The sequence below is a fragment of the Pseudomonas weihenstephanensis genome (assembly GCF_016812185.1).
Classification (GTDB): domain Bacteria; phylum Pseudomonadota; class Gammaproteobacteria; order Pseudomonadales; family Pseudomonadaceae; genus Aquipseudomonas; species Aquipseudomonas weihenstephanensis.
The window spans coordinates 380,105-396,423 of the sequence record NZ_JAAEBV010000002.1 but is presented as its reverse complement, the minus strand read 5'-3'; the positions used below and the strand labels follow the sequence as shown (position 1 = coordinate 396,423).

At 56.8% G+C, this 16,319-nt stretch carries 14 protein-coding genes; 4 read left to right on the top strand and 10 right to left on the bottom strand.

All coding sequences use genetic code 11. The features are described from left to right. Positions 1-17: 17 nt before the first annotated feature. The 3 genes from GYN01_RS09260 to GYN01_RS09250 form a co-directional block, all read right to left on the bottom strand. Positions 18-1,226: a c-type cytochrome gene (locus tag GYN01_RS09260; protein WP_420850402.1), complete on the bottom strand. Its 1,209-nt coding sequence runs from the start codon at positions 1,224-1,226 to the stop codon at positions 18-20. A gap of 63 nt (positions 1,227-1,289) precedes the next feature. Beyond that, positions 1,290-3,074, bottom strand: a complete 1,785-nt coding sequence (locus GYN01_RS09255) for a GMC family oxidoreductase (RefSeq protein WP_203306928.1) — start codon at positions 3,072-3,074, stop codon at positions 1,290-1,292. A 2-nt stretch (positions 3,075-3,076) separates the two neighbouring features. Beyond that, entirely contained in the window at positions 3,077-3,823 is a 747-nt protein-coding gene (locus GYN01_RS09250; protein ID WP_048402043.1) for a gluconate 2-dehydrogenase subunit 3 family protein, read from the bottom strand. A gap of 300 nt (positions 3,824-4,123) precedes the next feature. On the opposite strand from GYN01_RS09250, the gene GYN01_RS09245 reads away from it, so the two are divergent. Continuing rightward, positions 4,124-4,765, top strand: coding sequence for a dual specificity protein phosphatase family protein (locus tag GYN01_RS09245; RefSeq protein ID WP_048402042.1), 642 nt, complete (start codon positions 4,124-4,126; stop codon positions 4,763-4,765). Between the two features lie 31 nt (positions 4,766-4,796). Here the strand turns inward: GYN01_RS09245 and GYN01_RS09240 are convergent, their stop codons facing one another. Together GYN01_RS09240 and GYN01_RS09235 are read right to left on the bottom strand one after the other, a co-directional pair. Next, complete coding sequence (locus GYN01_RS09240) at positions 4,797-6,806, bottom strand: M3 family metallopeptidase (protein ID WP_048402041.1); 2,010 nt, start codon at positions 6,804-6,806, stop codon at positions 4,797-4,799. A gap of 292 nt (positions 6,807-7,098) precedes the next feature. After that, complete coding sequence (locus GYN01_RS09235) at positions 7,099-8,148, bottom strand: aminopeptidase (RefSeq protein ID WP_048402040.1); 1,050 nt, start codon at positions 8,146-8,148, stop codon at positions 7,099-7,101. Between the two features lie 111 nt (positions 8,149-8,259). Between GYN01_RS09235 and GYN01_RS09230 the strand changes: the two genes are divergently transcribed. After that, positions 8,260-8,676: a PA0061/PA0062 family lipoprotein gene (locus GYN01_RS09230; protein WP_048363942.1), complete on the top strand. Its 417-nt coding sequence runs from the start codon at positions 8,260-8,262 to the stop codon at positions 8,674-8,676. Between the two features lie 3 nt (positions 8,677-8,679). On the opposite strand, the gene GYN01_RS09225 is transcribed toward GYN01_RS09230, so the two are convergent. Beyond that, complete coding sequence (locus GYN01_RS09225) at positions 8,680-8,913, bottom strand: DUF1161 domain-containing protein (RefSeq protein WP_048402039.1); 234 nt, start codon at positions 8,911-8,913, stop codon at positions 8,680-8,682. 158 nt (positions 8,914-9,071) lie between these two features. Then, positions 9,072-9,503: an OsmC family protein gene (locus tag GYN01_RS09220; RefSeq protein WP_048402038.1), complete on the bottom strand. Its 432-nt coding sequence runs from the start codon at positions 9,501-9,503 to the stop codon at positions 9,072-9,074. A 216-nt stretch (positions 9,504-9,719) separates the two neighbouring features. Between GYN01_RS09220 and GYN01_RS09215 the strand changes: the two genes are divergently transcribed. Next, a complete protein-coding gene (locus GYN01_RS09215) occupies positions 9,720-10,724 on the top strand; it encodes an LLM class flavin-dependent oxidoreductase (RefSeq protein WP_203306927.1) in 1,005 nt (334 codons plus the stop codon). A gap of 108 nt (positions 10,725-10,832) precedes the next feature. Then, positions 10,833-13,757 (top strand): RHS repeat-associated core domain-containing protein, encoded by a 2,925-nt coding sequence (locus GYN01_RS09210; protein WP_203306926.1) that lies wholly within the window; start codon positions 10,833-10,835, stop codon positions 13,755-13,757. A 39-nt stretch (positions 13,758-13,796) separates the two neighbouring features. Here the strand turns inward: GYN01_RS09210 and tauD are convergent, their stop codons facing one another. From tauD to tauB, 3 genes are read right to left on the bottom strand one after another with little or no spacing between them, the layout of a single operon-like run. Next, positions 13,797-14,630: a taurine dioxygenase gene (gene tauD / locus GYN01_RS09205; RefSeq protein WP_048363946.1), complete on the bottom strand. Its 834-nt coding sequence runs from the start codon at positions 14,628-14,630 to the stop codon at positions 13,797-13,799. A gap of 56 nt (positions 14,631-14,686) precedes the next feature. After that, positions 14,687-15,526 carry a taurine ABC transporter permease TauC gene (gene tauC / locus GYN01_RS09200; RefSeq protein WP_048402036.1) on the bottom strand — a complete coding sequence of 280 codons (840 nt, stop codon included), beginning with the start codon at positions 15,524-15,526 and terminating at the stop codon, positions 14,687-14,689. Beyond that, a complete protein-coding gene (gene tauB, locus GYN01_RS09195; RefSeq protein WP_203306925.1) occupies positions 15,523-16,317 on the bottom strand; it encodes a taurine ABC transporter ATP-binding subunit in 795 nt (264 codons plus the stop codon). The genes tauC and tauB overlap by 4 nt, the downstream gene beginning before the upstream one ends. Between the last annotated feature and the right edge of the window lie 2 nt (positions 16,318-16,319).

Sequence of the window (16,319 nt, the reverse complement as noted above, 5' to 3'; positions counted from 1 at the left end):
GGGTAAGGGTTTGCGCCTCACTTTTCCGAACGTAAACCCTTCACATCCGTTGCCTTGACTTCACCCGCCTGGTTGCCCCAACTGGTGCGAATGAAATTCACCACATCCGCCACTTCCTGATCTGACAAACGCCAGTCAAAAGCCGGCATGGTGAAGGTCGAAGGCGCCGTGTGCGTTGCCGGTAATGTTCCGCCCTTGAGCACGATATGAATCAAGGAGGTCGGGTCATCAGACTGCAACACAGGATTGCCGGCCAAGGCCGGGAATACACGGGTGTAGCCGTTGCCGTCAGTGCGATGGCACGCCGCACAGTTATCGATATACACCGCTGCGCCGCGTTTGCTGTCGTCACCGTTCCACAAGGCATCTGCCACGGCCGGATCGTACTGATGCGGCTTGTCAGCCGAGTCAACAGCAGGCAATGACTTCAAGTAGCGTGCGATAGCGGTCAAGTCAGCTTCAGACATGTACTGCATGCTGTGCACGATCACGTCACTCATGCCACCGAAAACTGCACTGCGATCACTGCGACCGGTTTTCAGGAACTGCACCAGTTGCGCTTCGTTCCAACTGCCCAGCCCATCTTTATGATCGCCGCGCAGGTTCTTCGCGATCCAGCCTTCCAGGGGCGCACTGCCTGACAGGAAGGTGCTGCCATCGGTAGCGCTCAGGGCTTTTTCCTGCATGGTCAGTGCGCGTGGCGTGTGGCATGCGCCGCAGTGGCCAAGGCCCTCCACCAGATACGCACCGCGGCTGACCACAGGGTCTTGCTGGGCCACGGGTGTGAAATCTTCAACCGCAGGCGCAAACATCCAGCGCCACATGGCCAGCGGCCAGCGCATGCTCATCGGCCACGGAATATCCACGGCCTGATTCTCTTGCGCGACGGGTTTAACACCGCTCATGAAGTAGGCATACAGCGCTTGCATGTCAGCCTGATTGACCCGCGCGTAGGACGGATAAGGCATCGCCGGGTACAACGTGCTGCCGTTTTTAGCGATGCCATGACGCACGGCTTTGTCGAAGTCTTCAAAGCTGTAATCGCCGATACCGCTTTTATCGGGTGTGATGTTAGTCGAGTAAATAAGGCCAATCGGGGTTTCCATCGCCAGGCCTCCGGCGAATGGCTTGCCCCCCTTTGCGGTGTGGCAGGCCACGCAGTCACCGGCGCGCGCTAGGTATTCACCTTGCTGGATCAGTGCATGCGCGCTGTCTTGGGCGGCCATTGCCGCAGTGCTGCCCAACAGGGCCAAGATGGCGATAACAAATGTTTTCATGGTCATCGCTCCTTATGCCTGAACCAGTGGGCCGGGGTTTTTCAGGTACTGCTCACGAATCGCCCGGGCTGACCAGTACGTCAACGCAGCCACCAAGCCTGTCGGGTTGTAGCCCAAACCTTGTGGGAACGCCGAGGCGCCTGGCACAAACACGTTATGCACATCCCAACTCTGCAAGTAGCGGTTCAGGGCACTGGTTTTGGGGTCGGTGCCCATGATTGCGCCACCGTTGAGGTGAGTGGTCTGGTAGGACGCCGTGTTGAAATGGTCACCGACTTTTTTACCGATCAAGGCGATGGCTTTCGGGTTCATCGCTTCGGCGATCTTGCCCATCTTTTCCATCATGAAACGGTTCATTTTGATGTCGTTTTCTTGCCAGTCGAACGTCATGCGCAGCAGTGGCTGGCCGTAGGCGTCGCGGTAAACCGGATCGAGATCAAGGTAGTTACCGCGGTAAGACTGATGCGCACCGTGAGCGTCCATTGAGACCTGATGCGTGTAGTAATCGGCTGTGGCCTTTTTCCAGGCGCTGCCCCACGCCGGGGTGCCGGGCGGGTTGGACGTACCGGCAATCGGGCGACTGCCTGCCTGGTTGACCCACATCGGCGAACCGCCCACAAAACCGTGGGGGCCGTGATCGAAGTTATCGGCGTTGAAGTCATCGATGGCCACGCCATTACCGCCAGCGCCGATGAAGTTGTTGGTGTGCACGTGTTTGTCGAAGTACGCCTTGATCGTGCCCATGTTCTGGTAGGCAAAGTTACGGCCCACCACCCCTTCATTGGTAATCGGGTCGTAGGGTTTACCGATCCCGGAGAGCAGCATTAAACGCACGTTGTGGAACTGGAACGCACCCAAAATCACCAAGTCGGCAGGCTGCTCGATTTCGCGGCCCAATGCGTCGATGTACGTCACGCCCGTGGCTTTGGTCTTGGTGTTGTCTAGGTTCACGCGAATCACGTGGGCGTTGGGGCGCAGTTCGAAATTAGGCACCTGCTTGAGCGCAGGCAGGATGTTTACGTTGGGCGATGCTTTGGAATACATGTAGCAGACGTAGCCACTGCAAAAACCGCAGAAGTTGCACGGCCCCATCTGCGCGCCGTAGGGGTTGGTGTACGGCCCGGAAGTATTGGCTGAAGGCAGGTTGTAGGGCTTGTAGCCAACCTCGTTGGCGGCCTTCTGAAACAGCTGTGCAGAAACGGTGTTTTTCTGCGACTCCAGCGGGAAATGATGCGAGCGATCCGGCGCATACGGGTTGCCGCCTTTGCCTTCGCCGACCAATTGACCGTTTACCGTCCATGCCTGACCCGAGGTGCCGAACACTTTTTCGGCGTAATCGAAGAACGGCTCCAGCTCTTCATAGCTCACGCCGAAGTCCTGGATGGTCATGTCCTTGGGGATAAAGTGTTTGCCGTAACGCTCTTCGTAATGGCTGCGCATGCGCAACTCAATCGGGTCAACACGAAAGTGCACCCCCGACCAATGCAAACCCGCCCCGCCCACACCGTTGCCGGGGAGGAAGGCACCCAACTGGCGATTAGGCAAAGCGACGTCATTCACGCTGTGGCGGATGGTGACAGTTTCTTTCGATACGTCTTGAAAGAGTTTTTTTCGAACGCTGTAAGTGAGTTCGTCGATTACTTGCGGGTAGTTGCCATCCGGGTAAGTGTCCTGCATCGGGCCGCGTTCAAGGGCGACAACGTTCAGTCCTGCTTCGGTGAGCTCTTTGGCCATGATCGCGCCGGTCCAGCCGAAACCGACGATAACTGCATCAACTTTTTTCATTACGGTGGTCATGCTCAAGCCCTCTCGCCGCGAATGGAGACTGCCGGGAAGGGGTATGGTTCGTTGCGTTCAACCCAGTCCATGAAATCAGCGCGCGCGCCGGGAAAGCCGATCAAGGTCCAGCCGACCATGCCTTTGTTGCCCCCGTGAATCGGGTCGCAGAAAAAGCCTTCTTTGGTGTTTTGCAGCAAAAAGCTAAAGAACATCTTGGCCGGGACACTCTCAAATTGCGGGGCGCCTGCTTCCAGCTGTTTGAGTACTTCGTCTCGGGTAGCGCTGTCTAGGCCAGCAAATACTGAACCATGTACCTTTTTGCAGTGCTCATCCGTAGCGGCAATGCCCAGGCGATAAATCTGGTTGGGCACCAGTTTGCTCTGCCAGCCCATCTCGGCAGGGGCGTCAGCATTGAACGGGCCTTGCATGAACCACAGCGCGCCGCTGGCATAAGGTGTGTTCATTTGGCGGTCGATGTATTCCGGCACGCCTGCTTCCAGAGCACCGGGGCCTTGTTCGTCGGCCGGGATCAAACGCGCCACGGCAGCATTCACAAACGCCCATTCTTCAGCGGTGAAATATGTCGGTTCATAGGCTTTGCCGGGCGCCGGCGTGCGGCCCTCAGCCGAGGAAGCGGTCTGTGCGTCAGCGTTGGAGGTGGCCATGAGCACAGAGCCGCCAAGGCTGGTGCTGGCCACCGTTACAACAGGAATCAGGGTCAGGGTTTTGCGCAGAAACTCACGCCGCGGGTTGTCTTGCTCAGACATGAGGCACCTCATCAGGCAGTCACGGATTACAGCTGCTCATGGGCAGCTTCTCGTTTTGGCAGGCGGTACGGGGTCGAAAACAACCTAAAAAAAACACGCAGGCAAAAATTGGTTACAAATTCTAACAGGCCATTCGCCTTGATGAACCGTTTCGTGCGTAATTTTGCCGCACCCATGGCCAATTGATTTTAAGTGTTTGCACCATGACGAATTTTTGACAAATGGCTCACGGAGTTTTTATCCGGTTTAACGCACGCTCGCCGTACTTTCCCTGATCCCTATAAAAGCGGTCGAACTGATATGGCGAAAAAACGGATTTTCCCTGGGTTGTGCCTGACCTTCCTGATGCTTGGATCACAGCCACAGGCTCAGGCGGATGAACGTCCGATGCTACGGCCGCAACAATGGGCGCAATCCGTTGCCACGCAGTACAACCTGTATCAAATGTCTCCCACGCTGTACCGCAGCGCATTGCCCGACAGCGCTGCCCAGCCCCTGCTGGAAACGCTGCACATTGCGACCGTGATCAATTTTTTGCCCGAGGCTGATAGCACCTGGTTGAAAACGCCCGGCGTCAACCAGGTGCAGTTGCCGTATCGCACGAACCATGTGGACGACGAAGATGTGTTGTCGGCCCTGCGCGCTATTCAGACTGCTCAGGCGCAAGGCCCAGTGCTAATGCACTGTAAGCATGGCGCTGACCGCACGGGCTTGATGTCTGCGATGTATCGCGTGGTGGTGCAGGACTGGAGCAAGGAAGACGCCCTGAAAGAGATGACGCAAGGCGGCTTTGGTGACAACTCGCATTACAAGGACGGGGCCAACTACATGATGAATGCCGACATTCCTAAACTGCGTTCTGCTTTGAGCAGTGGTGCTTGCAGCACTCGCCCGTTTGCTTTGTGCGTGGTTTTGAACGCGTTGAAGCCCACCAAGGCGTAATACCTGCTTTCTGACAAGGAGACACATTGCATCAGAACCCCTTGGCGGGTGCTCCCATGAAGTGCTCAAAGGACTCAAGGAGCGAGCGCTCGTCCCCCGGAGAGAAAAATGCATCCCTGAAGGCTTGACCTGTATTTTGGTTGAAAATACCGTCGTTCTCGAACTTGGTGAACACTTTCTGTGCCAGGCTTTCAGCCCACTCATAGGTGTAATAGCCCGCTTCATAGCCTGTGACCATGTAATCGAATGTATTGGCGAATTGATCGTTTTCTGGCCAGCCCAAGGGCAGGGCTTCAGTCCTTGCATGGCGTAACACTTGCTGCACGGTACGTCCGTCGCCAACGCTTAGGTGCACCTCAAAATCAAACTGCGAGCGGAGCAGTTCGGTGGCGGTCTCTAGGGCCGCGGTTACTTTTCTCGCATCCAGCAGCCGTCCAACCTGCTCACTGCTAAGGGCTTTGGCTGTTTGATAGTGACGTGAAATCCACAGCAGACAAGCAGGTGACAAGCACCATTGCTCCAGCATCTTTCCTGCGAACTCGCTGGCATCTTTACCCATGTGCAGGATGCTCGACAGTTCGCGCACATCGCTGAGCGTCAGAACCTGTTGCAGGCAATGGCCAAATTCATGAAACAACATGCGCAGCTGCAAGGGGCTTAACAAGCACGGTGTGGTGTCACTGGCAGGCGAGAAGTTTCCATGGAAAATGGCCACGGGCAATATGACGTTGCCTTGTGCATCGATACGGCGGTCACGCGCTGCTTGGGTCCAGCAGCCATCTGCCTTGGGTTCGCGAAAGAAGGGATCGATATAAATGTGCCCAAGCAGGGTGTGTTTATCCCGGACTTCGAACAGCATCACATCGTGATGCCAAGTACTGAAGCTGAGTTGCGCGACCAATTGAATGTCAAACAGTCGCTGGACGATCAGGATCAAGCCGTCAAGCACATGGTTGAAAGGAAAATAAGCCTGTAGTTCGGCGTCAGACATGCCGGACAGTTGCGCGCTTAGTCGATGAGCCACATAAGGGTAGTCCCACGCCTGGAGCGTCGAATACCCCAACGAACTGGCTAATGCCTTCAGCGACGGCATCTGTGCAGCGAGTTGCGGCTTTTTATGTGCATTGTTTGATTTTAAAAAGCCCATAACCTGTTCAGTCGACGTGGCGATCTTTGTTTGCAAGCTCAACTGGGCGTAATTGTCGTAGCCCAACAGGTGAGCTTTGTGATGACGCCGCTCCAAGAGTTGCTCAAGGATAGGCCCATTGTCGTTGTGACCTGCCATGGGGCCATGATCCGAAGCGCGGCAGCTATAAGCCGTTAACAGTTCCTGACGCAGCGCCCGGTTTTCACACTGCGCCATGACATCGTTGTAAATCGCCTCTTCGTCCAGCGTCAGTAACCAGCCTTCGCGCCCGGTCGCTATGGCTTTGAGTGCGAGTTTATTTTTGAGAGGCTGGCTCAGCCCGGCTAACAGGGACTCGTCAGAGATCAGTTTGCTCCAGGCTCTGCTGGCCACCTGCACGTTGGTGAAGAACGTGTGTTCAAGTGACTGGATGTGTTCGTTGAGGGTTATCAAGGCTGTTTTTTGGTCGTCCGCAAGGTTTAGGCCTGCGGCGTTAAACGCGTTGATCTTTTTCGCCAGTAATGTCTTTGCGGCAGGCGATAAATGCTGCGCGGCAGCCCCCATCGCTAATGTCTGGTAAGCCTTGAATAGCCCCAGGCTTTGGGTCACTTCAACGTGCCAGTCGCTGATGAGGGTCCAGCACTCGCTGGCGATGGCCTGCCAGTCATCCGTTTGGGGGATTAGGGCCAAGGTGACCAGCACATTTGAGGCGTCATCCACGCGAGCGCTCAGTGCGTCCATAGCCAGTACCAAGCCGCTCCACGTAGGCGTCTGTGCCTGACTTGAAATGATGAGTTCTACAGCGCTGCGATTTTCGTCAAGGATCCGCGTGATGGCAGGCTTGAGGTGCTCAAGCCTAATGTGTGCATAGTTGACGAGATTATGGGGTTGTAAAAGCGGGTTGCTGTCATTCACGTGCAAACTTCCTGTCTGTGTTGAGCGTGGCGAGATAGCCACCATCCGTGAGGCACAGACTAAAAGTCAGATTCAGCAACATGTCATACAGTGCTACCGCGAATCGACTGTGTTTTGGGGGTACGGCACAGCTAAAAAACGGGGGGCGAAGCGGCCGCCGACAGGTTGTGTCTGAAATGGCGTCGTTTTGCGAGTTACAAAGATGTCAGCGGATAAAGCACATACGCTCGTGATCACTACCTGCTTTGTAGGGGCGTGTGTTTAATCTGAACGCAGTGTGTGAGCAGGCTTTTCAGGGGGTGTTAGATAACTGGCGTAATGCCGCCTTGCGCCGCTCAGCGGGCAGCTTTGCGAGGTGTTCTACCTCGGTATAGAACGTTGGCCAGTCGCTCGTGCTTTTTTTGAATAGTGCTGCAAAAGCAGGGACCCATTGATCGTAGAGGCCAAAAGGCAGCAACTTGGCGTTATTCATGGGGGCATAGACCCACGCGTCAAAGCGTGTGTTACCACTCCACTGCTGATCACGTAACTGACGGTAGGCTTCGCGCATTCGCTCAAACTCTTCAGCTTTACGCTGGCGCATTTGCGGGGCTGTTAATGGCTGTTCGTAAAGCTGCTGCAAACGTTGTCGGGTTTGCAGCACCAGGCCAATGAATTGATCACGTTGCTGCACTGCGCGCATATCTGGCGAAGGCAAGCCTTGCCGGGCACGCCATTGGCGGGTGCCCTCCTGCTCGACGAAGGTGGCGAAGGACTCATTGAATTCAGTGTCGTCTTTGACATAGAAACGCTGGTGCGCCAGTTCGTGAAAGATCACGCTGGCAAGGCGCTCATCGCCCCAATTGAGCATGGTGTTGAGGATGGGGTCATCAAACCAGCCCAGCGTTGAGTACGCTTCAACGCCCCCCACAAATACGTCCATGCCTTGTTGGCTTTGCAGGGCGGCTTCTCCCCGCGCGCCGCCCACTGAGTAATAACCACGGTAGGCCACGCACCCGGCAATCGGGAAGCAATGGGTCACAGGGTTGAGTGAAAACGGGGGCGTGGCGAACACGTTCCACACCACATAGGGCCGCTTGAGGTCGGCGTACACGCGATAGCTCGGGTTGTCTGGCAGGTGCAAGTGTTGACTGGCAAAGGTGCGTGCTGCCTGGGCTTTGACCAGTTGTTGACGCAGGGCAGCAGGGCGTTGAGGGTCGGCGATCACCGCGGCCACCGGTTCGCGGGTCTGCAAAACGTGCAGTTGGCCGCTGGCCAGTTGCGAGTAGTAGCCCAGGCTGGAGCAGCCATTGAGTAAGGCCAGTGCAACGAGGGTCAGCACACGGCGAGCAAGTGGTGTCATACAACAATCCAGAAGAAGACTGCCGCAAGCCTAGCGCCTGAGCAGGGCTGCACGCCACAGCATTGCGGATCGGCGCTATGCTGGCACTTCAATCCCTCATGGAAAATGACTATGCGCACGTATTTGTTGCTGGGGATGGCTTGCCTGCTGAGTGCGTGTGTCAGTACGCCACTGCCCAAGCCGGACCCGAACCTGGCGTGGGTTGACCTCGAAACGCAAACCGGCAAGCTGGTGATGGCTGAACGCCTGGATCATCAACGCATGACCGACGGCCGCTATTTTCAGGTTTCACCGGGTAGCCATGAGCTGATGGTGCGCTTTGATTACGAGGTGTTTATCGGGGGCATGAGCCAGTTCAGTAACCCACAAGAACGGCTGTGCTACATCACGCTCAATTACGCCGATTTCCAGCCTGGCCAGCGCTACCGTTTGCAAGCGCGCTCTTTGGGGTTCAACGCCTACGCCCGGCTCTACAGCGCCGAGGGCAAGGTGTTGGCACAAGAGCGGCAGGTCAACTGCTTGCCGTAGCAATCAATTGTCGTTCTTTTGGTAGATGATTTTTTTGGTGCCGTTTTCGCATGTCCCGACCACCATGTTCTGATCGTGGACCTCTTCATTGCTCACGATTTCAAGCGTGTAAGAGGGCACATTGTTGCCTTGGATCTTGGCCTCGATCTCCGCTTTCAATTCATCGCAAGGCTTGGGTGCTGCCCATACTGAAGTGGCCAAGGCGCTACAGATGACAGCCAGAGCAATACGTTTCATGGTGAGACTCCCTTGATAGCAAAATGCAACGTCATAGGTTGACGCCAATGCGGCTCATTCGATCACATTTTGCAACATTTATGACTGATCCAAGGCATCGCAAGCCATGTCGTCATCGGCCCGCGCCACAGCAGGCGGGCCGATGGCGACATGTCCAATCAGCTCAGCAAGGTCGCGTCGAGGGTGATTTTTGCGTTGAGGACCTTCGATACCGGGCAGCCTTCTTTAGCCTTGGTGGTCAATTCGGTGAATTTTTCTTGGGTGGCACCCGGCACTTTGGCTTTGAGCACTAAGTGCACGGCAGTGATGGCAAACCCCCCATCGACTTGATCCAGCGTGACTTCGGCCGTGGTGTCGATGCTGTCGGCTTTGAGTCCGGCATCGCCAAGAATCATTGATAAAGCCATCGAGAAACAGCCGGCATGGGCGGCGCCGATCAGTTCCTCCGGGTTGGTGCCTTTGCCGCCTTCAAATCGGGCCTTGAAGCCATAGGGCGCGTCACGCAATACGCCGGTTTCAGTGGAGATGGAGCCGATGCCGGTTTTAAGATCGCCTGCCCAATGAGCCGATGCTGTCTTTTTAATACTCATGCGTGCCTCCTGAAGAGCGGCGTGAAGGTTTCACGCCTTGTGTAGAGTTGTGAGGGTAGTCGGCGGCACAAAGTTCATCCTGTCAGACCAATCGTCTTTTTAGGTAACTCATTTCATAGGTAGCTATTGAAACTCGGGTATATGCCCATATTGCAAAGAACACTGGCAGGTTTTGGCGAGCGTCTTGGCCTGCGTCCCACTAGGAGTAGCTGGTTGATGAAAACCCTGTCCGACATCAAATTCTCGACCCTTGACCTGGTGCCTGTGCGTGAAGGTGGCAGCCCCGCGCAAGCGCTGCGCAATTCGCTGGATCTGGCGCAGCACGTTGAACAGTTCGGCTACAACCGTTTTTGGGTGGCTGAACACCACAACATGGACGGTATCGCCAGCTCGGCCACGTCGGTGCTGATTGGTTATTTGGCGGGCGGTACTTCGACCATTCGTGTGGGTTCGGGCGGTGTCATGCTGCCCAACCATGCGCCGTTGGTCATTGCTGAACAATTCGGCACCCTTGAAAGCCTCTATCCGGGAAGAATTGATCTTGGGCTGGGGCGTGCCCCTGGCTCCGACCAAATGACGGCGCGCGCACTGCGTCGGGAACGGTCGGGAAGCGCCGATGACTTCCCCGAAGATGTGGCTGAGCTGATCCGTTATCTAGGCCCACGCACCCCGGATCAGCGCGTGATTGCCATGCCGGGCACTGGCACCAATGTCCCGGTCTGGTTGCTTGGTTCCAGCCTGTTCAGTGCGCAACTGGCGGGTGAGCGCGGCTTGCCTTACGCGTTCGCTTCACATTTCGCGCCACGCCTGATGCACGAAGCGATCCGCGTTTACCGCAATCACTTCAAACCTTCAGCCGTGCTCGATAAACCCTACGTGATGCTAGGCGTACCGTTAGTGGCTGCCGACACGGATGAGCAGGCAGAGTATCTGGCGACGTCTGTGTATCAGCGCATTCTGGCGTTGATGCGTGGGCAAAGCCTGGTGCAGCGTGCGCCTGTCGATACGATGGACGGCCTCTGGCTGCCCCATGAGAAAGACGCGGTGATGAGCTTCCTCGGCTTGGCGATGGTCGGCAGCCCTGAAAAAATCCGTGCCAAACTGGCCGTCCTGGTTGAGCAGACGGGCGCGGATGAACTGATTTTTACCTCTGACCTCTATGAGCACGCCGACCGCATTCATTCTTATGAGTTGCTGGCGCAGGTCATGAAGCAGGGTTAAGCGCGGCAGGTTTTTTACAGCTCTCCCTTCAAGCAATAACTATTTACCACCTGACGACCCTTCGGGGACGTCAGGCTGGCCTGACCTTGTTCCCCTCAGGTCATGAGCATGCCTTCTTCTTTGCACCATCACACGCCGGTTTTAACAGCCTTTGACCCTCGCGGCTTGAATGTTCGCAGTGTGGCGTATCACCGAACGTCATCTGAAGAGCCGGCTCAGGTGCGTGTGAGTTGTCAGGTGCACGGGGCCAGCGGTTTTTTGCTTGAGCAGTGGGACCCGCGCTTACACGGCTTACGTCAGCGCGAACCGCAAACCCGCTCAAATCAAGGCAGCCATTTCAGTCTGTCCGGGCACCCGCTGCTCACCCGCAGTGTTGATGCCGGTAGCCGCTGGATTTTGCGCGGGGCCGCAGGTCACGTGCTCACCCGTTGGGACTCGCGTGGCGGGCGGCAACGTTATGAGTTCGATCAAGCGTTAAGGCTGACGTCGTCCTTTGAGCAAGGCGCCAATGACGCGCGGGAACGTCAAGTCGAGGCGTTGGCTTACGCAGGCAGTACTGCGCAAGATCTGGCTGCTAACCGTTGTGGCCGGTTGATCCGTCACGATGATGCGTGCGGCACATTGCACTACGAACACTATGCGCTCACGGGGTCGCTGTTGAGCGAGCAGCGCAAATTTCGTCGCGGCCTTGACCCTGTGGACTGGCCGCTCTCAGTGCTTGAGCGCGATGAGGCGCTGCACCCGCAGGGCTTTACCACGACGTGGCAATACGATGCGTTGGGTGGCGTGGTGGCGCAAATCGATGCCAAGGGCCATTGCCAGCACACCGTTTACGGCATTGACGGGTTGTTGCGTGAGAGTGCTCTGACCCTCAAAGACGGCGTGCGCCAAGTGTTGCTCGATCAACGCGTGTGTAACGCCAGCGGCCGGGTTCAGTCGGAGCGCGCGGGCAATAACGTGATGACGGTTACACACTATTCTGCGTTCGATGAGCGTCTGGAGCGTTTGGTCGCATACCGCTCGGGCCAGTCGCATGCGCCGTTGCAATCGCTGGATTATGAATACGATCACGTCGGTAATGTCACGCGCATCCGGGATACTGCCCAGCCCGTGCAGTGGTCGAGCAACACGCAAATCAGCGCGGATAGCACGTATGTGTATGACTCGCTGTATCAACTGATCCGTGCCACGGGCCGAGAAAATGCGCATAACGGGGCGGGTCCCGCGTTACCTGAATATGTGGGCTTTGGCGCAACGGATGACAGCGTGTGGCGTCGTTACACGCAAAACTACCGCTATGACGAGGGCGCCAACTTGATTCACTTGCAGCATCAAGTGAGTTCGGGACAAGGCTATAGCCGCACCCTGGAATTGGCCAAAGGCAGTAATCATGGGTTGCTCAACCTCGCCCCGGCACAGATGCCGGTTAATCCGGGGCTGGGCAGCGGGTTTGATTTGAATGGCAACCAGCAAGCGTTGCAGGCCGGGCAAACGATGCATTGGAATGTTGCCAATCAACTGGCCAAAGTTACCTTGGTACACCGAGATAACGCTCGTGACGACGACGAAGTGTATGGGTATGACGCTTTGGGCCAACGTGTGCGAAAAGTGCGCACTACATTGGCCGCTCATCGGACCCACACCCAACAGGTCCTGTATCTGCCGGGTCTTGAGATACGCCACGATACTGCCAGCGGCGAACAATTAAACGTCATCACCGCTCAGGCCGGGCGTTGTGAGGTGAGGGTGTTGCAGTGGGAACATTGCCGAACGCAAGCCTCGTGCGATACGCAGCAACGCTTCAGTCTCTGTGATCTTGTGGGTAGCAGTACGCTGGAGTTGAATGACCAGGCGCAGATACTCAGTCAAGAAAGCTATTACCCCTTTGGTGCGACCGCGTGGTGGGCTGCCAGGAGTGAGGTTGAGGCTTCTTACAAAACCATTCGTTATGCGGGCAAAGAGCGCGATGCCAGCGGGTTGTACTACTACGGGTTCCGCTACTACGCCCCTTGGTTACAGCGTTGGATCAGTCCGGATCCCATTGGCAATGTAGAGGGGTTTAACCAGTACGCGATGGTCTCCAATAACCCGGTCTCACAAACGGACAGCTTTGGTTTGCACGGGCCCTCTGTTGATACCAGGCCAGAGCGTGTTCAGGCGCTTGACCGTTTCTTGCGCGAGCACTTTCCGGGTGCCTACCCCCAAAGTCTGGACACCTTTGCATACAGATACAGCCTCTCTCAAGGCCCGCATGCCAGCATCATCAATGCCGTACGCACTGCCGGGTATAGTTTTGATGAAATAGATGTTTACAACACCTCTGTGAGTATTAAAGCCACCAGGCCGGCCAATATCATGGCGGGGCTGACCGAAGTGTATGTGGCGTCCTCCAGTTACTTTAACGAAACAGCCAGGTGGATGACCAACCCGGTGATTAACCCTGACCCGGGTGTATGGGGTGGACCCAATATCGTGTCGACCTACGAGAGCATGCGACCGGCGGACTGGGGCACGTTTGATGCTCAGGAAACGGGTATGAGCGATGCCTTGAGTATCAGCCGAAAAGAAGCGGTCACGCTGTTCAATAAACTGATCAAGGGCAATCCCGCAGGGCAGGCCACCACTTACAGTGGGCGCAGAGTGAGTGATGTCGGGCTCAACGCATTGGCGGCCCAGGCCCGAGAAGGAAAGACCCTGCGCACTGAACAGTTCTTGTCAGTCAGTGACTCGCTGAGTGTGGCCAAATCATTTGCCATGGGCACTTACGACAGGCGCCCAGGCCCTCTGCACCCCGTGATGCTGACGATTAAGGGCGCGCGCGCGATGAAGCTGGCATCACCGGTCAATGAAGCTGAAGGCGTGTACCCGTTGCAATCAACGTTCACCCTCCACCCGGCGGGCTTTTCCGAAATGATGACCCAGGCGTATGTCCCGAGCGCGACGCACTTTATTTTGCAGGAGGTGATGGTCCCCAAGGCTCAGCGAAAAAATTTGGCCTTTTTAACCGATCCACGGGGGAGAAGCTGGCATTGAGCGACATCACCACGGCCAGTCATGCTGAGGTGTTACTGATCAAAACGGCGCATCGCCCAAAATAGTGGCGCGATGCATCACGCGCCGGTTCGGACGGTAGTCATCCACAGCGTAATGCTGGGTGACGCGGTTGTCCCAAAAGGCCACATCGTTTTGCTGCCAGCGCCAGCGAATGGTGTATTCGGGGCGGGTGGCGTGGGCAAACAGCAGCTTGAGGATTGCTTCGCTCTCGGCCTCTGAAAGCTCGTTGATCCGCGTGGTAAAACCTTCGTTGACGAACAGGGATTTACGACCGCTGACCGGATGCGTGCGAATCACCGGGTGTGATAGCGGCGGGTTGTTTTTACGGGTTTGATCCCAGCGGGCGAAGTCTTCGGGGGTGGAGCCAAAGCGCTCCAGCGGGAACGATTTGGTGAAATCATGTGTGGCCGTTAGCCCATCCAGCAGCCGTTGCAGCGGTTTTGATAACCCTTCGAATGCAGCAATGCCACTGGCCCACAATGTGTCACCGCCGAACGCAGGCAGTTGTTTGGCGCTCAGCACGGCACCCATGGCTGGCGTTGGCAAAAATGTAACGTCGGTGTGCCAGACCGCGTTGTCGCGTACATCGGTCACGGCGGTGTCCAGCACCAGCACTTCTGGCTGTTCGGGCACGTTGGGGTAAATCGGGTGAATGTGCAGATCGCCGAAATTGGCTGCAAAGCGTGCTTGCTGTTGCGGGGTGATGGACTGGTTCTTGAAGAAGATCACCTGGTGAGTGAGCAGCGCTTGTTCGATGGCATCACGCTGTTCGAGGCTCAACGGCTGAGTCAGGTCAACGCCTTCTATTTGGGCGCCAAGGGCAGAGCTCAGTGGGGTAAGGGTCAGGCTCATGGTTATTCTCTTCATCAGCGCGCCGATTGATCAGCGTCGTGTTTTATTCGAAAAATTTAGTGAGCCTGGCCGTGCCACGGCACCAGCTTGCGTTGCAGGGCGCGCAGGCCCATTTCCATGGCGAAGGCGATGATGGCTATCACCAAAATCCCCAGCACCACTACGTCGGTGACCAAAAACTGCGCGGCGGACTGCACCATAAAGCCCAAGCCACTGGTCGCAGCGATCAGCTCGGCCGCCACCAGGGTCGACCAGCCCACGCCCAAACCAATGCGTACGCCGGTCAAAATGTCAGGCAAGGCGCTGGGCAAGATCACATGGCGAATCAACTGCCAACGGCTGGCGCCCAATGATTGCGCAGCGCGTACTTTGGCCGGGTCGACGGTGCGTACGCCGGTGGCGGTGGCAATGGCTATCGGGGCGAAAATCGCCAGGTAAATCAGCAGCACTTTTGACAGCTCACCAATGCCGCACCAGATCACGATCAATGGCAAATAGGCCAGCGGCGGGATTGGCCGATAGAACTCGATCAGCGGGTCGAAAATGCCCCGGGCTATGCGGTTATGGCCAATCGCGATGCCCACCGGGATGGCCGTCAGAATCGCAAAGCCCAGGCCCAGCCCGATGCGGCTCAGGCTCGCACCCAAGTGCTGCCACAAGGTTGAGTCCATGTAGCCTTTTGTCGCCAACAACCAGCCTTTTTCCAGCACGGCCGAAGGTGGCGGTAAAAACAGCGGCTCGATCAAACCCGCGGCGGTGACGGCCCACCACAGGGCGATCAAAGTGATCAGGGTCAGCACACTGATCCCGCGGGTGCTCAGGCTGCGCTTGATCGGGCGTGGCGCATGGGGCACGGCGACCGGAGCCTGGTTGCTTGTCAATTCATAACTGCTCATGCGTGCTCCTGCCGCTGAGCGGCGCCGCGTTGCGAAAACACGCGTTCAAGCACGTGCTCGCGGGTTTCAATAAAGCGTGGGTCTGACTTGATCGAACGTGCCGATTCTCCCGCGTTATAACGCTGGCCGAAATCCAGCGTCAGGCGCTCCACAATACGGCCGGGGTTGGGGGCCAGCAGAATCAGGTCGGTGGCCAAAAACACCGCCTCCTCGATGTCATGCGTGATCAGAAATACCGGTTTGGCAGTGCGCTTGCACACTTGCAGGAGCAGCTCTTGCATTTGCTCGCGGGTAAAGGCGTCGAGCGCGCCAAAAGGCTCGTCCATCAGCAATACCCGAGGGTCGGCGGCCAAGGCGCGGGCCAGACCTACGCGTTGTTTTTGCCCGCCCGACAGTTCCCAGACGCGGCGTTTTTCAAAACCGGACAAATCCACCAGGGCCAGCATGTCGCGAGCACGTGTCTCACGTGGGTCGCGTGCAACGCCTGCCAGCTCCAGGCCGAACGCGACGTTGGCCAGCACGTCTTGCCAAGGCAACAAAACATCATCCTGAAACACCACGCCACGTTCGGCGCTTGGGCCGTGAACCGCAGCCCCGTCAAGGGTGATGCGTCCACCACAGGGTTCGACAAAACCTGCGATCAAATTCAATAACGAGGTTTTGCCGCTGCCCGACGGGCCGAGTGCAACCAGCAGTTGCTGAGGGCCGAGGTTGACGGAAATATCCGACAGTACCGGCTCAGCAGCGCCCGGGTACTGTGCGCTGATGCGCTCCAGTGATAACAAGGCCATGA

Coding starts and splice junctions, on each gene's coding strand:
- GYN01_RS09220 (WP_048402038.1), bottom strand. CDS start 9,503: ATGAGTATTAAAAAGACAGCATCGGCTCATTGGGCAGGCGATCTTAAA.
- GYN01_RS09225 (WP_048402039.1), bottom strand. CDS start 8,913: ATGAAACGTATTGCTCTGGCTGTCATCTGTAGCGCCTTGGCCACTTCA.
- GYN01_RS09250 (WP_048402043.1), bottom strand. CDS start 3,823: ATGTCTGAGCAAGACAACCCGCGGCGTGAGTTTCTGCGCAAAACCCTG.
- tauD (WP_048363946.1), bottom strand. CDS start 14,630: ATGAGCCTGACCCTTACCCCACTGAGCTCTGCCCTTGGCGCCCAAATA.
- GYN01_RS09260 (WP_420850402.1), bottom strand. CDS start 1,226: ATGGCCGCCCAAGACAGCGCGCATGCACTGATCCAGCAAGGTGAATAC.
- GYN01_RS09235 (WP_048402040.1), bottom strand. CDS start 8,148: ATGACACCACTTGCTCGCCGTGTGCTGACCCTCGTTGCACTGGCCTTA.
- tauB (WP_203306925.1), bottom strand. CDS start 16,317: ATGGCCTTGTTATCACTGGAGCGCATCAGCGCACAGTACCCGGGCGCT.
- GYN01_RS09230 (WP_048363942.1), top strand. CDS start 8,260: ATGCGCACGTATTTGTTGCTGGGGATGGCTTGCCTGCTGAGTGCGTGT.
- tauC (WP_048402036.1), bottom strand. CDS start 15,526: ATGAGCAGTTATGAATTGACAAGCAACCAGGCTCCGGTCGCCGTGCCC.
- GYN01_RS09210 (WP_203306926.1), top strand. CDS start 10,833: ATGCCTTCTTCTTTGCACCATCACACGCCGGTTTTAACAGCCTTTGAC.
- GYN01_RS09255 (WP_203306928.1), bottom strand. CDS start 3,074: ATGACCACCGTAATGAAAAAAGTTGATGCAGTTATCGTCGGTTTCGGC.
- GYN01_RS09245 (WP_048402042.1), top strand. CDS start 4,124: ATGGCGAAAAAACGGATTTTCCCTGGGTTGTGCCTGACCTTCCTGATG.
- GYN01_RS09215 (WP_203306927.1), top strand. CDS start 9,720: ATGAAAACCCTGTCCGACATCAAATTCTCGACCCTTGACCTGGTGCCT.